Source organism: Streptomyces sp. NPDC058284 (assembly GCF_042881135.1).
Lineage (GTDB): Bacteria > Actinomycetota > Actinomycetes > Streptomycetales > Streptomycetaceae > Streptomyces.
Genome location: NZ_JBHVYE010000041.1, coordinates 34,920 through 54,153, shown reverse-complemented (window position 1 = coordinate 54,153; position 19,234 = coordinate 34,920). Strand labels below are relative to the sequence as shown.

Annotated in this window: 17 protein-coding genes; 10 read left to right on the top strand and 7 right to left on the bottom strand. The window is 70.9% G+C overall.

What is annotated here, in order from left to right; all coding sequences use genetic code 11:
* Window positions 1–157 precede the first annotated feature (157 nt).
* Together ACFVYR_RS35280 and ACFVYR_RS35275 are read right to left on the bottom strand one after the other, a co-directional pair.
* Window positions 158–991 carry an alpha/beta hydrolase gene (locus ACFVYR_RS35280; RefSeq protein WP_384263918.1) on the bottom strand — a complete coding sequence of 278 codons (834 nt, stop codon included), beginning with the start codon at window positions 989–991 and terminating at the stop codon, window positions 158–160.
* A 225-nt stretch (window positions 992–1,216) separates the two neighbouring features.
* Window positions 1,217–2,743 carry a peptide MFS transporter gene (locus tag ACFVYR_RS35275; protein WP_384263920.1) on the bottom strand — a complete coding sequence of 509 codons (1,527 nt, stop codon included), beginning with the start codon at window positions 2,741–2,743 and terminating at the stop codon, window positions 1,217–1,219.
* Window positions 2,744–3,212: 469 nt separating this feature from the next.
* Between ACFVYR_RS35275 and ACFVYR_RS35270 the strand changes: the two genes are divergently transcribed.
* Both ACFVYR_RS35270 and ACFVYR_RS35265 read left to right on the top strand, forming a co-directional pair.
* The gene (locus ACFVYR_RS35270; RefSeq protein WP_384263922.1) at window positions 3,213–3,890 is read left to right on the top strand and encodes a response regulator transcription factor; all 678 of its coding nucleotides are present in this window, start codon (window positions 3,213–3,215) and stop codon (window positions 3,888–3,890) included.
* Window positions 3,891–4,416: 526 nt separating this feature from the next.
* Window positions 4,417–5,694, top strand: a complete 1,278-nt coding sequence (locus ACFVYR_RS35265) for an ATP-binding protein (protein WP_384261758.1) — start codon at window positions 4,417–4,419, stop codon at window positions 5,692–5,694.
* 135 nt (window positions 5,695–5,829) lie between these two features.
* Here the strand turns inward: ACFVYR_RS35265 and ACFVYR_RS35260 are convergent, their stop codons facing one another.
* A complete protein-coding gene (locus ACFVYR_RS35260) occupies window positions 5,830–6,345 on the bottom strand; it encodes a GtrA family protein (protein WP_384261755.1) in 516 nt (171 codons plus the stop codon).
* Window positions 6,346–6,572: 227 nt separating this feature from the next.
* Between ACFVYR_RS35260 and ACFVYR_RS35255 the strand changes: the two genes are divergently transcribed.
* From ACFVYR_RS35255 to ACFVYR_RS35240, 4 genes are all read left to right on the top strand, one after another.
* Window positions 6,573–7,727 carry a 5-(carboxyamino)imidazole ribonucleotide synthase gene (locus ACFVYR_RS35255; protein ID WP_384261752.1) on the top strand — a complete coding sequence of 385 codons (1,155 nt, stop codon included), beginning with the start codon at window positions 6,573–6,575 and terminating at the stop codon, window positions 7,725–7,727.
* Window positions 7,724–8,281, top strand: coding sequence for a 5-(carboxyamino)imidazole ribonucleotide mutase (purE, locus tag ACFVYR_RS35250; RefSeq protein WP_384261750.1), 558 nt, complete (start codon window positions 7,724–7,726; stop codon window positions 8,279–8,281). Before ACFVYR_RS35255 ends, purE begins: the two co-directional genes overlap by 4 nt.
* Before the next feature lie 4 nt (window positions 8,282–8,285).
* A complete protein-coding gene (locus ACFVYR_RS35245) occupies window positions 8,286–9,470 on the top strand; it encodes a dipeptidase (RefSeq protein WP_384261747.1) in 1,185 nt (394 codons plus the stop codon).
* Between the two features lie 134 nt (window positions 9,471–9,604).
* The gene (locus ACFVYR_RS35240; protein WP_384261745.1) at window positions 9,605–9,808 is read left to right on the top strand and encodes a hypothetical protein; all 204 of its coding nucleotides are present in this window, start codon (window positions 9,605–9,607) and stop codon (window positions 9,806–9,808) included.
* A gap of 71 nt (window positions 9,809–9,879) precedes the next feature.
* On the opposite strand, the gene ACFVYR_RS35235 is transcribed toward ACFVYR_RS35240, so the two are convergent.
* A complete protein-coding gene (locus ACFVYR_RS35235; RefSeq protein WP_384261742.1) occupies window positions 9,880–11,037 on the bottom strand; it encodes an acyl-CoA dehydrogenase in 1,158 nt (385 codons plus the stop codon).
* Window positions 11,038–11,212: 175 nt separating this feature from the next.
* On the opposite strand from ACFVYR_RS35235, the gene ACFVYR_RS35230 reads away from it, so the two are divergent.
* The 3 genes from ACFVYR_RS35230 (at window position 11,213) to ACFVYR_RS35220 (ending at window position 13,559) form a co-directional block, all read left to right on the top strand.
* On the top strand, window positions 11,213–12,556 hold the full coding sequence (locus ACFVYR_RS35230; protein ID WP_384261740.1) for a UDP-glucose dehydrogenase family protein: 1,344 nt from the start codon (window positions 11,213–11,215) through the stop codon (window positions 12,554–12,556).
* Between the two features lie 168 nt (window positions 12,557–12,724).
* A complete protein-coding gene (locus ACFVYR_RS35225) occupies window positions 12,725–13,096 on the top strand; it encodes a VOC family protein (protein ID WP_384261737.1) in 372 nt (123 codons plus the stop codon).
* An 85-nt stretch (window positions 13,097–13,181) separates the two neighbouring features.
* Window positions 13,182–13,559 carry a VOC family protein gene (locus tag ACFVYR_RS35220; RefSeq protein ID WP_384261761.1) on the top strand — a complete coding sequence of 126 codons (378 nt, stop codon included), beginning with the start codon at window positions 13,182–13,184 and terminating at the stop codon, window positions 13,557–13,559.
* A gap of 57 nt (window positions 13,560–13,616) precedes the next feature.
* Here the strand turns inward: ACFVYR_RS35220 and ACFVYR_RS35215 are convergent, their stop codons facing one another.
* Both ACFVYR_RS35215 and ACFVYR_RS35210 read right to left on the bottom strand, forming a co-directional pair.
* Window positions 13,617–14,930: a membrane dipeptidase gene (locus tag ACFVYR_RS35215; RefSeq protein ID WP_384261734.1), complete on the bottom strand. Its 1,314-nt coding sequence runs from the start codon at window positions 14,928–14,930 to the stop codon at window positions 13,617–13,619.
* 269 nt (window positions 14,931–15,199) lie between these two features.
* On the bottom strand, window positions 15,200–16,561 hold the full coding sequence (locus ACFVYR_RS35210; protein WP_384261731.1) for an LCP family protein: 1,362 nt from the start codon (window positions 16,559–16,561) through the stop codon (window positions 15,200–15,202).
* A gap of 130 nt (window positions 16,562–16,691) precedes the next feature.
* On the opposite strand from ACFVYR_RS35210, the gene ACFVYR_RS35205 reads away from it, so the two are divergent.
* Complete coding sequence (locus ACFVYR_RS35205; protein ID WP_384261729.1) at window positions 16,692–17,240, top strand: acyl-CoA thioesterase; 549 nt, start codon at window positions 16,692–16,694, stop codon at window positions 17,238–17,240.
* A 480-nt stretch (window positions 17,241–17,720) separates the two neighbouring features.
* Here the strand turns inward: ACFVYR_RS35205 and ACFVYR_RS35200 are convergent, their stop codons facing one another.
* Window positions 17,721–19,091 carry an LCP family protein gene (locus ACFVYR_RS35200; protein ID WP_384261727.1) on the bottom strand — a complete coding sequence of 457 codons (1,371 nt, stop codon included), beginning with the start codon at window positions 19,089–19,091 and terminating at the stop codon, window positions 17,721–17,723.
* Between the last annotated feature and the right edge of the window lie 143 nt (window positions 19,092–19,234).

Genomic DNA, 19,234 nt, shown 5'->3' with positions numbered 1-19,234 from the left:
GTTCCCCGCGCCCCTGGGGGAGCCTGCGGCAGTGCCCCGTCAGGGGCGCGGGGAACTGCGCGAGCAACCCGAGCCGACCCGCACCCGAATCCGCACCGGACCGCACCCGAATCCGCACCGGACCGCACCCGAATCCGCACCGGAGCCCGCAGCGCGGCTACAGATGGGCGCGGAGCCAGTGGCGTACCGACTGGGCCACGCCCCGGCCCCGGAGCAACGCCCCGCCGTGCCCGGCCCCCGCCTCCGTCCGCACCGTCACATCCACCGGCCCCGCCCGCCGCAGCGCCCGCGCAAGCTCCGCGGAGTGCGAGGGCGGCACGAAATCGCCCGTCGAGTGGATCAGCAGCAGTGGCGCGTCATTCGCGCCCGACGCGTGGGACGTGACGGACAGGTCGTCCCACCGCGCCAGACAGCTCCGCCCGGCACCGCGCCGCGGCACGCACCCCGCAAGCCGCTCGGCGGCCCTGCGCAGCTTCCGGCGCTCGGCGGACGCGCCGGACCTCGCGCCGTCCTTCCAGGCGCGGTACGGCGACACCACGGGGGAGAGCGCCACGACCCCCCGTACCCGCGACCGCCCCGCCCCGTACGTCGCGGCCTGCAGGGCGAGGTGCCCGCCCGCCGAGGACCCGAGCACGAGCGGCAGCGTCTCGCCGCCGCCCCGGCGCCGCACCCAGCGCAGCGCCGCGAGGACGTCGTCGCGCTGCGCGGGCCACGCCGCGTCCGAGGTCAGCCGGTAGTCGGTGTCGTACACGGTGAAGCCGCGCGCCGCGAACCACCGCGCCCAGCCGCTCCAGTCGGTGTCCTTGGACCAGTAGCCGCCGTGCACGATGACGAGCGGAGGGCCGGCCTCGCCGTACACCGTGATGTTCTGACGGGGATGTCCCCCGTAATGGACGAGCCGCCCGTGCGGCGGCTCGGGGGCCGCCTCGGCGGCGGCACTGGACGACAGTAGCGCCCCGCAGAGGGCCAGGCTCAGCAACGTACGACACATGGCGAGATGCTGCACCGCGCGGGCGTCCGGTTCCCGCACAACCCCTGCGCGCCACCTGTGCGAGTGGCGACGCGTTCCCCTGTTCGCCCGCAGTGCTCCAGTGTTCGCCCGCAGTGCTCATGTGACGCGACGACCAACGAGCTACGCCTTGTGGGCAATGAAAATGGTGGCCTCGTCGGCATGTGCAGACGAGACCACCACGGAGGGATCAAGGTGAACGGCGGGTCAGCGCACGTCGCCCATGAGCCCGCTGACCTTCTTGCGCGCCATGTAGACCGAGATGCCCGCGAGCACCGCGGCCGTGGCCTCCAGGGCGACCATGCCCCGGCCGTTGAGGTCGACGCCGGCGATGGCGAGCATGCCGGTCACGCTGTCGCCCGCGGTGACGGCGAGGAAGAAGACACCCATCATCTGGGAGGCGTACTTCGCGGGCGCCATCTTCGTGGTCAGGGAGAGACCCACGGGGGACAGGCACAGTTCGGCGACCGTGTGCATCAGGAAGATCAGCACCAGCCACCACATGGTGACCTTCGTGTCGCCGGTGGCCATGCCCATCGGGACGAGGAACACGAAGAACGAGGCGCCGGCCATCACCAGGGCGAAGGAGAACTTCACGATGGTGCTGGGCTCGCGGTCGCTGCGGGCCATTTTGATCCACAGCGCGGCGAAGACCGGGGCGAGCAGCATGATGAAGCCCGGGTTCAGCGACTGGAACAGGGTGTTCGGCATCTCCCAGCCGAAGATGTCCCGGGAGGTGTGGGAGTCACCGAAGAGGGACAGCGTCGACGCGCCCTGGTCGAAGATCATCCAGAAGATCGCGGCGGCCACGAAGAACCAGATGAACGCCGTCATCTTCGTCTGCTCTTCGGTGTTGAGCTCCTTGTCCCGCTTGATCTTGACCAGGACCGCGACGGGGATCAGCAGCCCGGCGACGGTGATCGGGAGCAGCGCCCAGTTCAGGGTCAGGCGGTAGACGTCGGTGAAGGCCACGACGAGGTAGAACGCCGCGATGACGGCGACGGCACCCAGCGTCTTGACGATGACGCCACGCTTTTCCTCGGCCGACAGCGGGTTCGGGACCAGGCTGCTCTCCGCGGAGAGGTGCCGGGAACCGACCATGAACTGGATCGCGCCGAGCGCCATGCCTACGGCGGCCAGGCCGAAGCCCAGGTGCCAGTTGACCTTCTCACCGAGGATGCCGATGGCGAAGGGCGCGGCGAAGGCACCGAGGTTGATGCCCATGTAGAAGATGGTGAAGCCACCGTCGCGACGGAGGTCCTTCGGGTCGCTGTAGAGCTGGCCGACCATCGTCGAGATGTTGGCCTTCAGCAGACCCGAGCCGACCGCGACCAGGGCCAGGCCGACGAAGAACATCACCGAGCTCGGCAGGGCCAGGCACACATGGCCGGCGACGATCACGCAACTCGCGATCGCGACGGTCTTGCGGGCGCCCCAGACGCGGTCGCCGAACCAGCCGCCGGGCATGGCCATGAGATAGACCATGGCCACGTAGACGGAGTAGATGGCCGTGGCGGCCGCCGCGGTGTACGCGAGACCGCCGCCCTGGCTGCCGGTGGCCGCGTCGGCGCCGCCGGAGACCAGGTAGAGCACGAGCAGGGCGCGCATGCCGTAGTAGGAGAACCGCTCCCACATTTCGGTCATGAACAGAGTGGCCAGTCCGCGGGGGTGGCCGAAGAAGGTCTTCTCGGTGCCAGGGGTGCTGGCGGAGTCCTTCGTCAGGCTGGACGCCATGGTCGATCCTCGTGGGTTCGGGACGCGCGGCCGGAGCGTGTGCGCGCCCGGTGGGGGGCGGTCGGCACCGTTGTCGCGAACGTCCAACCCCACGCCCAGGGGAGATTCGTCCCGTGAGAAGGGACGAGGGACGGCGACTCCGGGATCCACACCCTGGCGCATCCTCGCGCTCAGGGCCCGACCACAGGTCATTCCTTTCAAGGCCGGCCGGGGCCGACCCGCACATAAAAGAGACCTAAGGCCGCACAGTGGGCCAAAGGTCCTTTGGGTAGTGCATCAGGCGTTGGGTCACCATACGACACCCCAGGGAGGCATATGGAAGGACTTGAGACATGGATCACAGGTTTCGCTGCAACCAGCAGCACACAATCAAAGGTGTTTCTCAGAATCGCTTCCCACAGCCGCAGGCGTCTCCCTCCACTGTGCGAGCACCTCCCGAGCGTTGTCCAGTGCGGACTACCATCACCCCATGACCCGTGTACTGCTCGCCGAGGACGACGCGTCCATCTCGGAGCCGCTGGCCCGTGCCCTGCGCAGGGAGGGTTACGAGGTCGAAGTGCGTGAGGACGGCCCGACCGCTCTCGACGCCGGGCTGCAGGGCGGTGTCGATCTTGTCGTACTCGATCTGGGACTGCCCGGCATGGACGGCCTCGAGGTGGCGCGAAGGCTGCGCGCCGACGGGCTCACGGTGCCGATCCTCATCCTGACCGCGCGCGCCGACGAAGTGGACACCGTCGTCGGCCTGGACGCCGGCGCCGACGACTACGTGACCAAGCCGTTCCGCCTCGCCGAGCTGCTCGCCCGGGTCCGGGCCCTGCTTCGGCGCGGCTCCACCGAGCCGAAGGAGGCGCCCGCCACGCACGGCGTACGGATCGACGTCGAGTCGCACCGCGCGTGGATGGGCGACGAGGAGCTGCAGCTCACCGCGAAGGAGTTCGACCTGCTCAGGGTCCTGGTCCGGGACGCGGGCCGGGTGGTCACCCGTGACCAGCTGATGCGGGAGGTCTGGGACACGACGTGGTGGTCCTCGACCAAGACCCTCGACATGCACATCTCCTGGCTCCGCAAGAAGCTGGGCGACGACGCGGCGAATCCCCGGTACATCGCGACGGTACGGGGCGTGGGTTTCCGCTTCGAAAAGAGCTGAGTCCCGCCCCGTCAGGGGCGCGGGGAACGGCGCGAGCAACCAAAAGCAAACCCGCACCCGCCATGCTTGCCGCCGCAGGCAGACGCGTCTGCGGCTCCGTCGTGGCCGCCCGCGCAGTTCCCCGCGCCCCTGGGGGAGCCTGCGGCGGCGCCCCGTGAGGGGCGCGGGGAACGGCGCGAGCAACCAAAAGCAAACCCGCACCCGCCGTAGATGCCGCCGCGGGCAGGCGCGTCTGCGGCTCCGTCGTGGCTGGCGGCGCAGTTTCCCGCGCCCCTGGGGGAGCCTGCGGTAGCGCCCCTTGAGGGGCGCGGGGAACGGCGCGAGCAACCAAAAGCGGACCCGCACCCGCCATGCTTGCCGCCGCGGGCAGGCGCGTCTGCGGCTCCGTCGTGGCTGGCCGCGCAGTTCCCCGCGCCCCTGGGGGAGCCTGCGGCAGCGCCCCTTAAGGGGCGCGGGGAACGGCGCGAGCGGCCAAGGCTCAAGGGCACCGAACCCGAGCGGGCCCGCGACGCGGGACACTACTCGCATGCGCCGCAGACTGATCAACAGCACCCTCGCCGTCGTCCTCGTGGTGATCGCCGTCTTCGGCGTGAGCCTCGTCATCGTCGAGACGAGGACGATCAGCAGCAGCGCCCAGGAGCGCGTGGACTCCGAGGCCCTGCGCCTCGCCAGCATCGTCGACAGCCGGCTGATCAGCGAGGAGCGGATCACCGGCGACATCCTGCGCGACCAGGTCGCCACCGACCGCTACGCCCGCATCGAGTTCCCCGGCCGGGACGCCATCGAGATCGGCACCCGCCCGACCGGCGAGGTCATCAGCGCCACCCGCCCCGGCGAGCAGGGCGAGCGAGTCACCGTCCAGGAGCCGAAGGCCGCAGTCACCCGCGAGGTCGGCCGCACCCTGCTGATCATCGCCGCCGTCGCGCTGCTCGCCATCGTCGCCGCCGTACTCCTCGCCGTACGCCAGGCCAACCGCCTCGCCTCGCCGCTCACCGACCTCGCGGAGACCGCCGAACGCCTCGGCTCCGGCGACCCCCGCCCCCGGCACAAGCGGTACGGCGTCCCCGAGCTTGACCGCGTCGCCGACGTCCTGGACTCATCGGCCGAGCGCATCGGACGCATGCTGACCGCCGAGCGGCGCCTGGCCGCCGACGCCTCGCACCAGCTGCGCACTCCGCTCACCGCGCTCTCCATGCGCCTGGAGGAGATCACGGTCACCGAGGAGCTGGACACGGTGAAGGAGGAGGCGACGATCGCGCTGGCCCAGGTGGAGCGGCTGACCGACGTCGTGGAGCGGCTGCTCACCAACTCCCGTGACCCGCGCACCGGTTCGGCCGTCGCCTTCGACCTGGACGAGGTCGTCAAGCAGCAACTGGAGGAGTGGCGCCCGGCCTACCGCAGCGCGGGCCGCGCCATCGTCAGCTCGGGCAAGCGGCACCTGGAGGCCGTGGGCACGCCGGGCGCGGTGGCGCAGGTGCTCGCCGCGCTGATCGAGAACTCCCTGATGCACGGTGGCGGCACGGTCGCACTGCGTACCCGCGTCACCGGCAACCAGGCGGTCATCGAGGTCACGGACGAGGGCCCCGGCGTCCCCGCCGACCTCGGCGCGCGGATCTTCGAGCGGACCATCAGCGGCCGGAACTCGACGGGAATCGGCCTCGCGGTAGCCCGGGATCTGGCCGAGGCGGACGGCGGCCGTCTGGAGATGCTGCAGACGCAGCCGCCCGTCTTCGGCCTGTTCCTGTCGCGTACGCCGCTGTCGAAGGAGACGGACCACGAGCCGGAGGACAACCCGGTGCGCTAGCCGGTCGGCAGCCAGCAGCCAGCAGCCAGCAGCCAGCAGCCAGCAGCCAGCAGCCAGCAGCCAGCGGTCAGCGGCCAGCAGCCAGCGGTCAGCGGCCACTCAGCCACCCGCCCGCCCCGACCCCCGTCCGGCGCCTCAGCCCGCGCGTCGTACGACCGGCGGTTCGCCCGTCTGCTCGTCCTCCAGGAACGATTCCGCATGCGCGACGGTCTCGCGGGCGGGCAGCGCCTTGAACACCCAGGAGCGGTAGGACCAGAAGCGGAAGAGCGTCGCGATGCCCATGCCGAGGAACTTGAAGAAGTTCGCCTGCAGCTTGCCGTCCCAGCCGAACCAGTACGTCGCCGCGTAGAGCACGCCGTTCTCGATGACGAGGCCGACCACGCTGAACAGCAGGAACAGCGTGAGTTCCTTGGTGCGGCCGCTCTTGTCACGGTCCCGGTACGTGAAGTAGCGGAACCCCACGTAGTTGAAGACGATGGCGACGACCGTGGCGATCACGCTCGCCCGCACCACGTGCAGGTCCGTCATGTGCCGCACGAGGTTGAAGACCCCGAAGTTCACCAGAGTTCCGACCGCCCCCACGGCTCCGAACTTGGCGATCTCGCGCGTGAGGCTGTCCAGCCGCACCCGCAGTGCGCCCCGTTCCGTCATGGTGGTCGCCCCAGCCCCCGTCGATTCGTACCGGTCGGTTCGTACCGGTTGTTTACGCGCCGACGGATTGGTGTTTCGGTCGTGTCGACCCAGCCATGCTAACCAGCGGCCCTCTCCGGCGCGCGCGGGCGCCCGGACACTGTGGCGCCGCTGTGACAGGAGCGGCCCAGGGGGCGCTGGTATCCGGCCGTTCCCGGGTGGCCGGTACCGGCCGATACCCTGGGGGTGTGACGTTCCCGGTAGTCGGCATGGTCGGCGGCGGTCAGCTCGCCCGCATGACCCACGAGGCGGGCATCCCCCTCGGCCTGAAATTCAAGCTCCTCAGTGACACCCCGCAGGATTCCGCGGCCCAGGTCGTCGGCGATGTCGTCATCGGCGACTATCGCGACCTGGACACGCTGCGTGACTTCGCGCGGGGCTGCGACGTGATCACCTTCGATCACGAACACGTACCCACCGAGCATCTACGGGCCCTGGAGGCGGACGGCATCCCCGTGCGCCCGGGGCCCGACGCGTTGGTGCACGCCCAGGACAAGGGCGTGATGCGCGAGAAGCTCACGGAGATCGGCGTGCCCTGCCCGCGCCATCGGATCGTGAGGGACCCGGCCGACGTGGCCGCCTTCGCGGCCGAGGGCGCGGCGGACGGCGGCGACGGCTTCCCCGTGATCCTCAAGACGGTGCGGGGCGGCTATGACGGGAAGGGGGTGTGGTTCGTACGTTCCGTCGAGGACGCCGAAGACCCCTTCAGGGCCGGTGTCCCCGTGCTCGCCGAGGAGAAGGTCGACTTCGTGCGCGAACTGGCGGCGAACGTCGTCCGCTCGCCGCACGGCCAGGCCGTCGCGTACCCCGTCGTCGAGTCCCAGCAGGTCGACGGCGTCTGCGACACGGTGATCGCCCCCGCCCCCGGCCTCTCCGAGGAACTGGCGGGCCAGGCGCAGGAGTTGGCGCTGAACGTGGCCAACGAACTCGGTGTGGTCGGCCACCTTGCGGTTGAGCTCTTCGAGACGCGCGACGGCCGCATCCTCGTCAACGAACTGGCGATGCGCCCGCACAACTCCGGCCACTGGACGCAGGACGGCGCGATCACCTCGCAGTTCGCCAACCACGTCCGCGCCGTCCTCGACCTGCCGCTCGGCGACCCGCGCCCGCGCGCCAGGTGGACCGTGATGGCCAACGTCCTCGGCGGGGACTACCCCGACATGTACGCCGCGTACCTGCACTGCATGGCGCGCGACCCGCAGTTGAAGATCCACATGTACGGCAAGGACGTGAAGCCCGGCCGCAAGGTCGGTCACGTGAACACCTACGGCGACGATCTGGACGAGGTCCTCGACCGCGCCCGCCACGCAGCCGGCTACCTCAGAGGAACGATCACCGAATGACCTCCCCCGTTGTTGGCATCGTCATGGGGTCCGACTCGGACTGGCCCGTCATGGAGGCCGCGGCCCAGGCCCTCGCCGAGTTCGAGATCCCCTTCGAGGTCGACGTCGTCTCCGCGCACCGCATGCCGCACGAGATGATCGCGTACGGCGAGCAGGCCGCCGAGCGCGGCCTCAAGGCGATCATCGCGGGCGCGGGCGGCGCCGCGCACCTGCCCGGCATGCTCGCGTCGGTGACCCCGCTGCCGGTGATCGGCGTGCCGGTCCCGCTGAAGTACCTGGACGGCATGGACAGCCTGCTCTCCATCGTGCAGATGCCGGCGGGCGTCCCGGTGGCGACGGTCTCGGTCGGCGGCGCGCGCAACGCGGGCCTGCTCGCGGCCCGCATGCTCGCCGCGCACGACCCCGAACTCCTCGCCCGCATGCGGGAGTTCCAGCAGGAGCTGAACGACCAGGCGACGGAGAAGGGCAAGCGGCTGCGCGCCAAGGTCGACGGCGCGAAAGCCGGATTCGGCTTCGGTTCCGGCTTCGGTTCCGGCTTCGGTTCGGGAAAGTGAGCGCATGACGTCACTCGACGAAGCCCGCGCCCTCCTCGCCGACTTCCCGGTGGTCGACGGCCACAACGACCTGCCGTGGGCGTTGCGCGAGAAGGCGGGCTACGACATCGACCGCCTCGACATAGCCGCCGATCAGACGGGCCGCCTGCACACGGACATCGCCCGGCTGCGCGCGGGCGGCGTCGGCGCGCAGTTCTGGTCGGTGTACGTACGCACCGACCTGACCGGCGACTCCGCGGTGAGCGCGACCCTCGAACAGATCGACTGCGTCGAGCGGCTGCTCGCCCGCCACCCCGCCGACCTGGCCCGCGCCCTGACGGCGGCGGACATGGAGGAGGCCCGCTCCCAGGGGCGCGTCGCCTCCCTGATGGGCGCCGAGGGCGGCCACTCCATCAACAACTCCCTCGCCACGCTGCGGGCCCTGCACACCCTCGGCGTCCGCTACATGACGCTCACGCACAACGACAACATCGCGTGGGCGGACTCGGCGACGGACGAGCCGGGCGTCGGCGGCCTCTCGCCCTTCGGCCACGAGGTCGTACGTGAGATGAACCGCGTCGGCATGCTGGTGGACCTCTCCCACGTGGCGGCGACGACGATGCGGGCGGCCCTGGACACCTCGGTGGCCCCGGTGATCTTCTCGCACTCCTCGTCGCGGGCGGTGTGCGACCACCCGCGCAACATCCCCGACGACGTCCTGGAACGCCTCCCCGCCAACGGCGGCGTGGCGATGGCGACCTTCGTCCCGAAGTTCGTCCTCCAGGCGGCGGTCGACTGGACCCTGGCGGCCGACGAGAACATGCGGGCCCACGGCTTCCACCACCTCGACACGACCCCCGAGGCCATGAAGGTCCACGAGGCGTTCGAGCGGTCGACCCCGCGCCCGATCGCCACCGCGGCCACGGTCGCCGACCACCTGGACCACATGCGCGAGGTGGCCGGCATCGACCACATCGGCATCGGCGGCGACTACGACGGCACGGCGTTCACCCCGTCCGGCCTGGACGACGTGGCGGGCTACCCCAACCTGATCGCGGAACTCCTCGACCGCGGCTGGTCGAAGCCCGACCTCGCGAAGCTGACGTGGCAGAACGCGGTACGGGTCCTCGGCGCGGCGGAAGACGTGGCGCGGGACCTCCAGTCCCGCAGGGGCCCGTCGATCGCGACCCTCGCCCAGCTGGACGGCTAGCCGCTCCCGCACACACGGATGGGGTGCTGCCGGCCCGGGCAGCACCCCATCGACGTAAGAACACCTACCTGACAGCTACGGCAGGTTCCTCGCCACGACGATCCGCGGTTTCCTGTTCCGGCAAGCGTGATCGCTTGACCGCATCCCGGTTCGCCTCCGAGTCCGACCGTGACAGCACGCGGCTGGCGCTGCTGGTCCACTCCGCTGCGGAACGGCTGGGCTGGGGCGGAGACGTGTCCCACGGCTTCTACCTGGAGCGGCCCGCATTTCTGTCCGTAGCCCTGGTGACGTGCTCCCCGAACCGTGCCGCACCGGACGTTGCCTGCGAAGTCGCCTGACAGAGTCGACGCGAACGGCCCCCGGCAGAGTGCCGGGGGCCGTTGCGTTCATGCAGGTGAGACCAGTTCAGTTACGGCAGGTTCCGCGCCATCACGATCCGCTGGACCTGGTTCGTGCCTTCGTAGATCTGCGTGATCTTCGCGTCACGCATCATGCGCTCGACGGGGTAGTCCCGGGTGTAGCCGTAGCCGCCGAGCAGCTGGACGGCGTCCGTCGTGACCTCCATCGCGACGTCCGACGCGAAGCACTTGGCGGCCGCGCCCTGGAAGGTGAGGTCCTTGTCGCCGCGCTCGGACTTGGCCGCGGCGGCGTAGGTGAGCTGACGGGCGGCCTCGATCTTCATCGCCATGTCGGCGAGCATGAACTGGACGCCCTGGAAGTCGGCGATCGGCTTGCCGAACTGCTTGCGCTCCTTGACGTACCCCTTGGCGTAGTCGAGGGCGCCCTGCGCGATGCCGAGGGCCTGCGCCGCGATGGTGATGCGGGTGTGGTCCAGGGTCTTCATGGCGGTCGCGAAGCCCGTGCCCTCCTCGCCGATCATGCGGTCGGCGGGGATGCGGACGTTGTCGAGGTAGACCTCGCGGGTGGGGGAGCCCTTGATGCCGAGCTTCCGCTCCGGGGCGCCGAAGGACACGCCCTCGTCGCCCTTCTCGACGACGAAGGCGCTGATGCCCTTGGAGCGCTTCTCCGGGTCCGTCACGGCCATCACCGTGTAGTACTCCGAGACGCCCGCGTTGGTGATCCAGCGCTTCACGCCGTTGAGCACCCAGAAGTCGCCGTCGCGGACCGCGCGCGTCTTCATGCCCGCCGCGTCCGAACCGGCGTCCGGCTCGGAGAGGCAGTACGAGAACATGCCCTCGCCGCCCGCGAGCGGCGTCATGTACTTCTTCTTCAGCTCCTCGGAGCCGGAGAGGATGACGGGCAGCGAGCCGAGCTTGTTGACGGCGGGGATCAGCGAGGAGCTGGCGCAGACGCGGGCCACTTCCTCGATGACGATGACGGTCGCCAGGGCGTCGGCGCCCGCGCCGCCGTAGCTCTCCGGCACGTGCACCGCGTGCAGGTCGTTCGCCACCAGCGCGTCGAGGGCCTCCTGCGGGAAGCGGGCCTCCTCGTCCACCGCGGCGGCGAACGGCGCGATCTTCGCCTCGGCCAGCGAACGGATCGCGTCGCGGAGCATGTCGTGCTCCTCGGACGGGCGGTACAGGTCGAAATCAGCCGATCCGGCCAAGGTCTCTCACGCTCCAAGGACGCTAATTACCGTTAAGTAACCCGAATTTTAGTGGTGCGTCCGCCGGACGGATACGTGAGCTTGCCGACAGCGCCGAACGTGCCCGGTGAGCGCCACGCGAAGGCCCGACTATGCTCGGTCGCGCACCGCAGCCCGCAGACCTCTGGAGCACCGCATGGCCCTCAAGATCACCGTGATCGGTACCGGCTATCTCGGGGCCACACACGCCGCGGCCATGGCCGAGCTCGGCTTCGAGGTGCTGGGTCTTGACGTCGTGCCCGAGAAGGTCGAGATGCTCCAGCGGGGCGAGGTCCCCATGTACGAGCCCGGCCTGGAGGAACTCCTGCGCAGGCACGTCGCGGGCATCGAGGGCTCCAGCGGGCGCCTGCGCTTCACGATGGACTTCGCCGAGGCCGCCGACTTCGGCGACGTCCACTTCCTCTGTGTGAACACCCCGCAGAAGCACGGGGAGTACGCGTGCGACATGTCGTACGTCGACTCCGCCCTCGACTCGCTGGCCAAGCACCTCACCCGGCCCGCGCTGGTCGTCGGCAAGTCCACGGTGCCGGTCGGCAGCGCGGACCGCCTCGCGGCGCGCCTCGCCGAACTGGCCCCGGCGGGCGACGAGGTCGAGCTGGCCTGGAATCCCGAGTTCCTGCGGGAGGGCTTCGCCGTGCAGGACACGCTGCACCCCGACCGCATCGTCGTCGGCGTACGCGGCGAGCGCGCCGAGAAGCTGCTCCGCGAGGTCTACGCGACGCCGCTCGGGGAGGGGTCGCCCTTCGTCGTCACCGACTTCCCGACCGCGGAACTGGTGAAGACCTCCGCCAACTCCTTCCTCGCCACGAAGATCTCCTTCATCAACGCCATGGCCGAGGTCTGCGAGGCCGCCGGCGGCGACGTCGTGAAGCTGGCGGAGGCGCTCGGCCACGACGACCGGATCGGGAAGAAGTTCCTGCGGGCCGGCATCGGCTTCGGCGGCGGCTGCCTGCCGAAGGACATCCGCGCGTTCATGGCCCGTGCGGGCGAGCTGGGCGCCGACCAGGCCCTCACCTTCCTGCGCGAGATCGACTCCATCAACATGCGGCGGCGCGGCCAAATGGTCGAGATGGCCCGCGAGGCGCTGGGCGGCGGCTCGTTCCTCGGCAAGCGGGTCGCGGTGCTCGGGGCGACGTTCAAGCCGGACTCGGACGACGTACGCGACTCCCCGGCGCTCAACGTCGCAGGTCAGATCCACCTCCAGGGCGGCCAGGTCACGGTGTACGACCCCAAGGGCATGGTGAACGCCCGCCGCCTCTTCCCCACCCTCGGCTACGCGGACACGGCCCTCGACGCGGTCCGGGGCGCGGACGTCGTCCTCCACCTCACCGAATGGCGGGAATTCCGCGACCTGGACCCCGCGGACCTGGCCGCGGTGGCGGCAACCCCCACCATCCTGGACGGCCGCAACGCCCTGGACCCCACGGCCTGGCGCACCGCGGGCTGGACCTACCGGGCCATGGGCCGCCCGTCGGCCTGACCCACCACCCGAAGCGGCGCGGGGAACCGCGCGAAGAGGCGCGGAGAACCGCGCGAAAAATCGCGCGGAAACCGAGCCGGTCGAGGATCATGAAGCAATAGTCGGAGATCAAGGCTTCCGTCGATTGGAGGTCGAGGCTTCCATCAGGCAATCCTCACGGGAGAACACATGCCCCTCGCCGCCTTCCGCGCCGTCGTCCTTGACTGCCCCGACCCCCACGCCCTCGCGGAGTTCTACGCGAAGATCGTCGGCGGCACCCCCGTCCCCGACCCCGCCGACGAAGAGGCCTGGGTCGGCATCGAAGGCCACGGCGGCCCGCCCATCGCGTTCCAGAAGGCCCCGGGCCACCGCCCGCCGCAGTGGCCCGCCCCCGACGGGGGCCAGCAGTTCCACCTCGACTTCACCGTGGACGACATGGACGCCGTGGAGAAGGAGATCCTGACCTTCGGCGCCACGGTCCTCGACGCCGCCGACCGCGACCGCTCCTGGCGGGTTTACGCGGACCCCGCCGGGCACCCGTTCTGTCTCTGTGCCAGTTGAGAAGGAGCGAGACATGGCTGACCCCCATGGCAACACCAGCACCTCTAGCACCTCTAGCACCACAGGCACCTCCGACGCCGCCCCCATCGCAACCCTGCGCAACGTCGTCCTCGACTGTCCGGAACCGCGCAGGCTCGCGGAGTTCTACGCCCAGATCATCGGCGGCACGATCGAGGGGGACGGCGACTGGGTCGACCTCGTCATGCCCGGCCGCGTCAAGGTGTCGTTCCAGCGGGTGAGCGACCTGCGTCCCCCGCAGTGGCCGCGCTCGGACGTGAACGCCCAGCAGGTCCACCTGGACCTCGACGCGGGGCGCACGATCGAGGAGATCGACGCCGCGGAGGAGAAGGTGCTCGCCCTCGGCGCGCGCCCCCTCGACCTGGACGACGACGGCGGGAAGCGGGACTTCCGCGTGTACGCGGACCCGGTGGGCCACCCCTTCTGCCTCTGCAAGATCCCCTGACCGACGTCACGCGACCGTCACGCTACCGGGCCCCGCCCGAGGCAGGGGCCCGGCCGGTCAGCCGTCCAGATGCTCTATCCGCGCCGTCGACGCGGCCCGCCGCTCGCGCGTGGCCCGCGCGGTGAAGTCCGCACCGCGCAGGGCGCGCTGCACGTTCCCCCAGGTGAGCAGGGAGATGTCGGCCTCGGGCCAGCCGCGTTCGACGAGCTCGGCGATCAGCCGCGGGTAGCTCGCCGTGTCGGTCAGGCCCTCCGGGTGCGCTTCGGCGGTGTCGTACGTCCCCGAGAGGCCGACGCACTCCGGCCCGGCGACCCGGCGTACATGATCGAGATGGTCCGCCACCTCGCGTACGGAGGAACCGGTCCGGTCGGTGGCGAGCGGCACCAGGCACAACCCCTTGGCGGCGCCCACCGCGCCAAGGAGCGCGTCCGAGAGGTTCGCCGGATGGTCACGCAGGGCCCGCGCCCCGGAACGGGTGAAGATCACCGGTGCCTTGGAGACGGCGAGGACGCGCCGCGCCGTCGTCTCGGACGCGCCGGAGAGGTCCGCGATGACCCCGAGCCGGTTCATCTCCCTGACGACCTCCTCGCCGAACGGGGTGAGACCGCCGGGACCCGCCCACGACGTACCCGAGAGGGTGACCGCGAACAGGCCCAGGCCGTGCAGCGCGCGCAGGGCGCCCAGCGAGTCGCCGAGCGCGGCGCCGCAGGCCGGGCCGAGCAGCGTGGCGACGCGGCCGCAGTTGCGCGCGTCGGCGGCCTCCGAGGCGTTGCGCACGAGCCGCAGGGCCTCCGGGTGGGCGTCGATGACGTGCCTCGCGAAGTCGATCTGTTCGAGCGTCGCGCCGACGGGCCGGTCGGCACACGGCCCTTCGGGCACGTGCATGGACCAGAACTGCGCGCCGACCTGCCCCGCGCGCAGCCGCGGCACGTCGCTCTCCAGGCCGCTGTCGCCCGTCTCGAAGTCGTGCCAGGGCAGCTCGCGCAGCGCCCAGGGGAGCCCGCTGTAGCCGTCGGCGACCGGATGCGAGGCGAGCAGCGCACGGGCCCGCTCCGCCGGGCCGGACGCCGTTTCGCGCTCGGGCAGCGGCTCGTGCTCGTGCACGGGCAGCGGTTCCGGCACGGGAAGCCGCTCCGGCGGGGGCAGCGGTTCCCGGCCGGGCAGGGGCTCGCGGCGGGGGAACGGCTCGGGGCCCGGCAACGAGGCCCGCGCGGGCGGCGGCTCGGCGGTCGCGTGCGGCGCCCCGGGTGCCCCGGGTGCCCCGGACGCCCGGGGCTCGTCGGGCGAGAGGGCGGGTTCGGTCGGGGCGGGGAGCGCGTCGAGCTCCCCCGCCTCGGCGGGGGTGGAGAGTTCCTCCTGCAGATCTGCCATGGCAGGTGCTCCGGACGTCGGCGGGCGGCAGTTCCCATCACGGTGGCACGGCACGGCCGTTGCTTCGCGGCGGGCGGAGCGTTCGGGGTACGCGGCGGTCCACGGGGGAGGCGCATGGCGCGCCGCGCGGAACGCGGAAGGGCCCCGCCGACCGAAATCGGTGGAGCCCCTTCTCGTACGCGACGGAGAGCGTTCCCGCCGCGCGAACGACCTCGTTGCCGCCCGAGAGCCTCGTTGTCCGGGACCGGCCGCAGTGCCCGGGACCGGCCTCAGTTGCCCGAGACCGTCACCTCGTCGTCGTTGTTCAGCTCCTCGACCAGCTTCTTGACCTTGGCCTTGTCCCAGAGGAGGTTGCCGCCCGTCTGGCCCGCGAGCGGCATGTTCATGGACTTGCCGTCGCCGCCGGTGACGCCCTTCATGGCCCAGAACATGGAGGCCACGTCCATCAGCCCCATGTCCTTGTCGACGATCAGGGTGTCCAGGCCCGCGCCCATCATGGGGTAGAGCTTGAAGGGGTTCATGACCGTGCCGGGCGTCGCGGCCTGGCTGGCGAGGGCCGCGAGGAACTTCTGCTGGTTCTTCGTCCGGTCCAGGTCGCTGCCCGGGAGTGCGTAGCGGGTGCGGACGAAGGCGAGGGCCTGCTCACCGTCGAGCGTCTGTTTGCCGGCCTCGAAGTCGGCTCCGGACTTCTTGTCCTTGAAGCCCTTGGGGATGTCCATCTCGACGCCGCCGACCGCGTCCACGATCTTGGCGAAGCCGCCGAAGCCGATCTCGGCGTAGTGGTCGATCTTCAGACCGGTGTTGAACTCGACGGTGCGGACGAGGAGTTCGGGGCCGTCCTCCGCGTACGCCGCGTTGAGCTTCGTCTGACGGCCCTGGTTCGGGTAGAGCTTGCCGGACTCGGCGCCCTTGAAGGAGGGGATCGTGACGTTCGAGTCGCGGGGCAGCGAGATCATGGTGTTCCCGCCGTCGTCGGCGACGTGCAGGATCATCATCGAGTCCGTGCGCTTGCCCTCGGCCGAGCCCGTGTGCAGCTTCTTCTTGTCCTCGGCGGTCATGCCCTCGCGGCTGTCGGAGCCCACGATCAGGTAGTTCGTGCCGGCGCCGCCCTCGGGCCGCTCGATGACCTTGGAGAGGTCGACCTCGCGCTTGAGCTTGGAGTCGGCCCAGAAGTACGTGACGACGGACGTCACGAGGAGGACGCTGACGACCGTGATCGCGCCCCACTTGATCCGCTTGCGCCAGTTCGGCGCGGGGCGCGGGGCGCGCGGCGGCTGTCCGGTGCCGCCCTGGCCGCCGTTGCCGCCGTTGGGCTGGCCGTAGACCTGGCCGGTGTTGTAGCCGCTGTCGTACGCGTTGCCGGGGCCCTGGCCGTACGGGTCCTGGCGCGGGGTCCGCGGCTCGAAGACGTCGTCGCGGGCGTCGCCGTACGGCTGCCCGTTCCCGTACTGGTCGCCGTACCCGTCGTCGTACGCGGGCTGCGGCGGGACCCCGCCGGGCGGCGTACCGGCCGGACGGGAGGGCTGGCCGCGCTGGATGTGCCGCATTACGCGGGCTCCCTCGTGCTGGGAGTCGCCGCGGCCGCGGCCGTATCCCCGGCCGCCGCCCTGATCGTCAGGCCAATCGCTCATGTGGCCCAGTGTGCCGTCTGGAGGCGTGCGCCTTACAGGGCGGTCGGGAATTCGGGTCAGGGCTGTTGCAGAGCTGATGCAAAACGGGCGGGGGAAGGGTCGGACATACGTCCGGCATAGGGTGGAGGGCATGACAGACCAGGCCCCCGGCTCGGAGTCGGAAATTCCGGGCAAGCCGACTTCGGCGTCCCGCACCACACTGAGCCACATCATGACCCACAACGACACCAACCTCCTCGGTACGGTGCACGGTGGGGTGATCATGAAACTGGTGGACGACGCGGCGGGGGCGGTCGCCGGACGCCACTCGGGCGGTCCCGCGGTCACCGCGTCCATGGACGAGATGGTCTTCCTCGAGCCGGTCCGCGTGGGCGACCTCGTCCATGTGAAAGCGCAGGTCAACTGGACCGGACGCAGCTCCATGGAAGTGGGCGTCCGGGTCCTCGCCGAGCGCTGGAACGAGTCGACGCCCGCGCAGCAGGTGGGTTCGGCCTACCTCGTCTTCGCCGCGGTCGACGCGGACGGCAAGCCGCGGACGGTGCCGGCGGTCGTACCGGAGACGGACCGTGACCGGCGCCGCTACCAGGAGGCGCAGATCCGCCGTACGCATCGGCTGGCCCGCCGCCGCGCGATCAAGGAACTGCGGGAGGCGCGGGCGGCGGAGGGCTTCGACGAGTAGGCGTGGCGGGGGCGCCTTGGGCGGTCTTGTGCGGGTGCGGCTAAGCGGCGGCTTCTCGCGCAGTTCCCCGCGCCCCTTATGGGGCCCGTGCCGGTTGGGTTTTCGTCTGCGGGTGGCAGGTGGCTTGTCGCGCAGTTCCCCGCGCCCCTTTGGGGTGGTCCCGGTTGGGTTTTGTCTGCGGGTGATACGTGGCTTGTCGCGCAGTTCCCCGCGCCCCTTAAGGGGCCTGCGCCGGTTCTGCGGCTCCCCGGGAGGCCAGGGCCTAGGGGTGGCAGTGGCCAGGGTGGCCAGGGGCGCGGGGAACTGCGCGACCAGCCGTAATGCACCTGCAGACAGGAGCCGCCCGAACCCCCCAGGGGCGCGGGGAACTGCGCGACCAGCCACAACGCACCCGCAGACAAGAACCGACCCAAGAACCGCAACGCCCCCCCCCGCAGGGGGAAGCCGCGCCAGGCAGAGCGAGTCCCCTGACCCCCAAGGTCAGGAACAAACCACCTCGTCCCCCGTCACCGCTCCGAACTCCCCCTGCCGAGAATCCTCCGCCCGAACCCCCCGCACCGCCCTGAAATCCGTCCCCGCGATCACCTTCAGCGTCGGCCCCTGCCCAGGCACCGCCCGCATCTCCGCCCCCGGAAGCGCCGTCGCCAGGGACTTCGCGGACCGGTCCCAGCGGGGGTCGAACGTGACCACGGTGCGCGGAGCCGGCCGCGCCGCCGCGCCCGGCACGTCCACCGGCGCCCCCGTGGTCTGGAACCCCGTCGCCCGCAGCCCCGCGTCGACCCGCTGCCCGAGCCCCGGCGTCCCCGTGCCGTTCTCCACCTGGACCCGGATCTGCTGCGGCGAGACGTCGACCATCGTGGCCCTGGACTTCCTGCGGTGCTGTGCCAGCGGCCGGTCCTCGCGCAGCGCGTCGAACAGCCGGCCGGACTTCGACGGGTCCCACTTCAGCGTGGCGCCGATGCCGGGCACGTTCTGGCCCATGGGGCTCAGCGGCACGGTCGTGAACTCCGAGGACGAGGGCGAGAAGCCCCGCATGGCCTGCCCGAGATCCAGCATGTCGCCCGTCCCGAAGCCCTTGTCCGCCCGGACCGAGCCGAGCAGCGTCCGCGTCACGTCGCGGAACTTGACCGGGTTCAGCAGCACTCCGCTGCTCGTCGCCTTCGCGATGAGCGCCGCGAGGAAACGCTGCTGACGCTGCATGCGGCCCAGGTCGGAGGCCCCGTCGACGTACCGGGAGCGGACGAACTGCAGCGCCGCGCCGCCGTCCAGCTGGTGCTTTCCCTCGGTCAGGTTCAGCCCGGTGTGGGAGTCCTGCAGCGGCCGCGGCGTGCAGATCTCGACCCCGCCGAGGACGTCCACGGTCTTCATGAAGCTCAGGAAGTCGACCTCCAGGTAGTGGTCGATCTTGACCTTCGTCATGTGCTCGACGGTGCGCACCGTGAGGTTCGGGCCGCCCTCCGCGTACGCCGCGTTGATCTTGTTGGGGTGCTCGTGATGCTTCTCGCCGGTGCTGATGTCGGTGTGCGCGGGCAGATCCGCGTAACTGTCCCGGGGCAGGCTCACGACGCTCGCGCGGTCCCGGTCCTCCGAGATGTGCACGATCATGATCGTGTCCGTGCAGTGGCAGGGCGCGCCGCCCAGGCGGTACTTCGCCTTCTCCTCGGGAGTGATCTTGTCGCGGCCGTCGGTGCCGACGAGCAGGACGTTCATGCCGTTGCCCGACTCGGGCCGGTTCTTCATGTCCTTGAAGGCGTCCACCCGCTTGATGCCCGTGTCGAGGCTGGTGACGACGGAGTGCCCGATGCCCGCCGCCGCGAGGACCACCACGGAGAACGTGGTCGCCGTCCGCATCGCCCACCGCGGCCGTTTCCCACGCCTCGGCCGCCGTGCGGACGTTCGGGCCGGTGGGCGGGGGTGGCGCGGCGTGGGGGCGGGGGAGCGGGGCGGTGCGGGCACGTGCGGAACACCTCCGCGGAGACGGCGGCCGGGGGCGG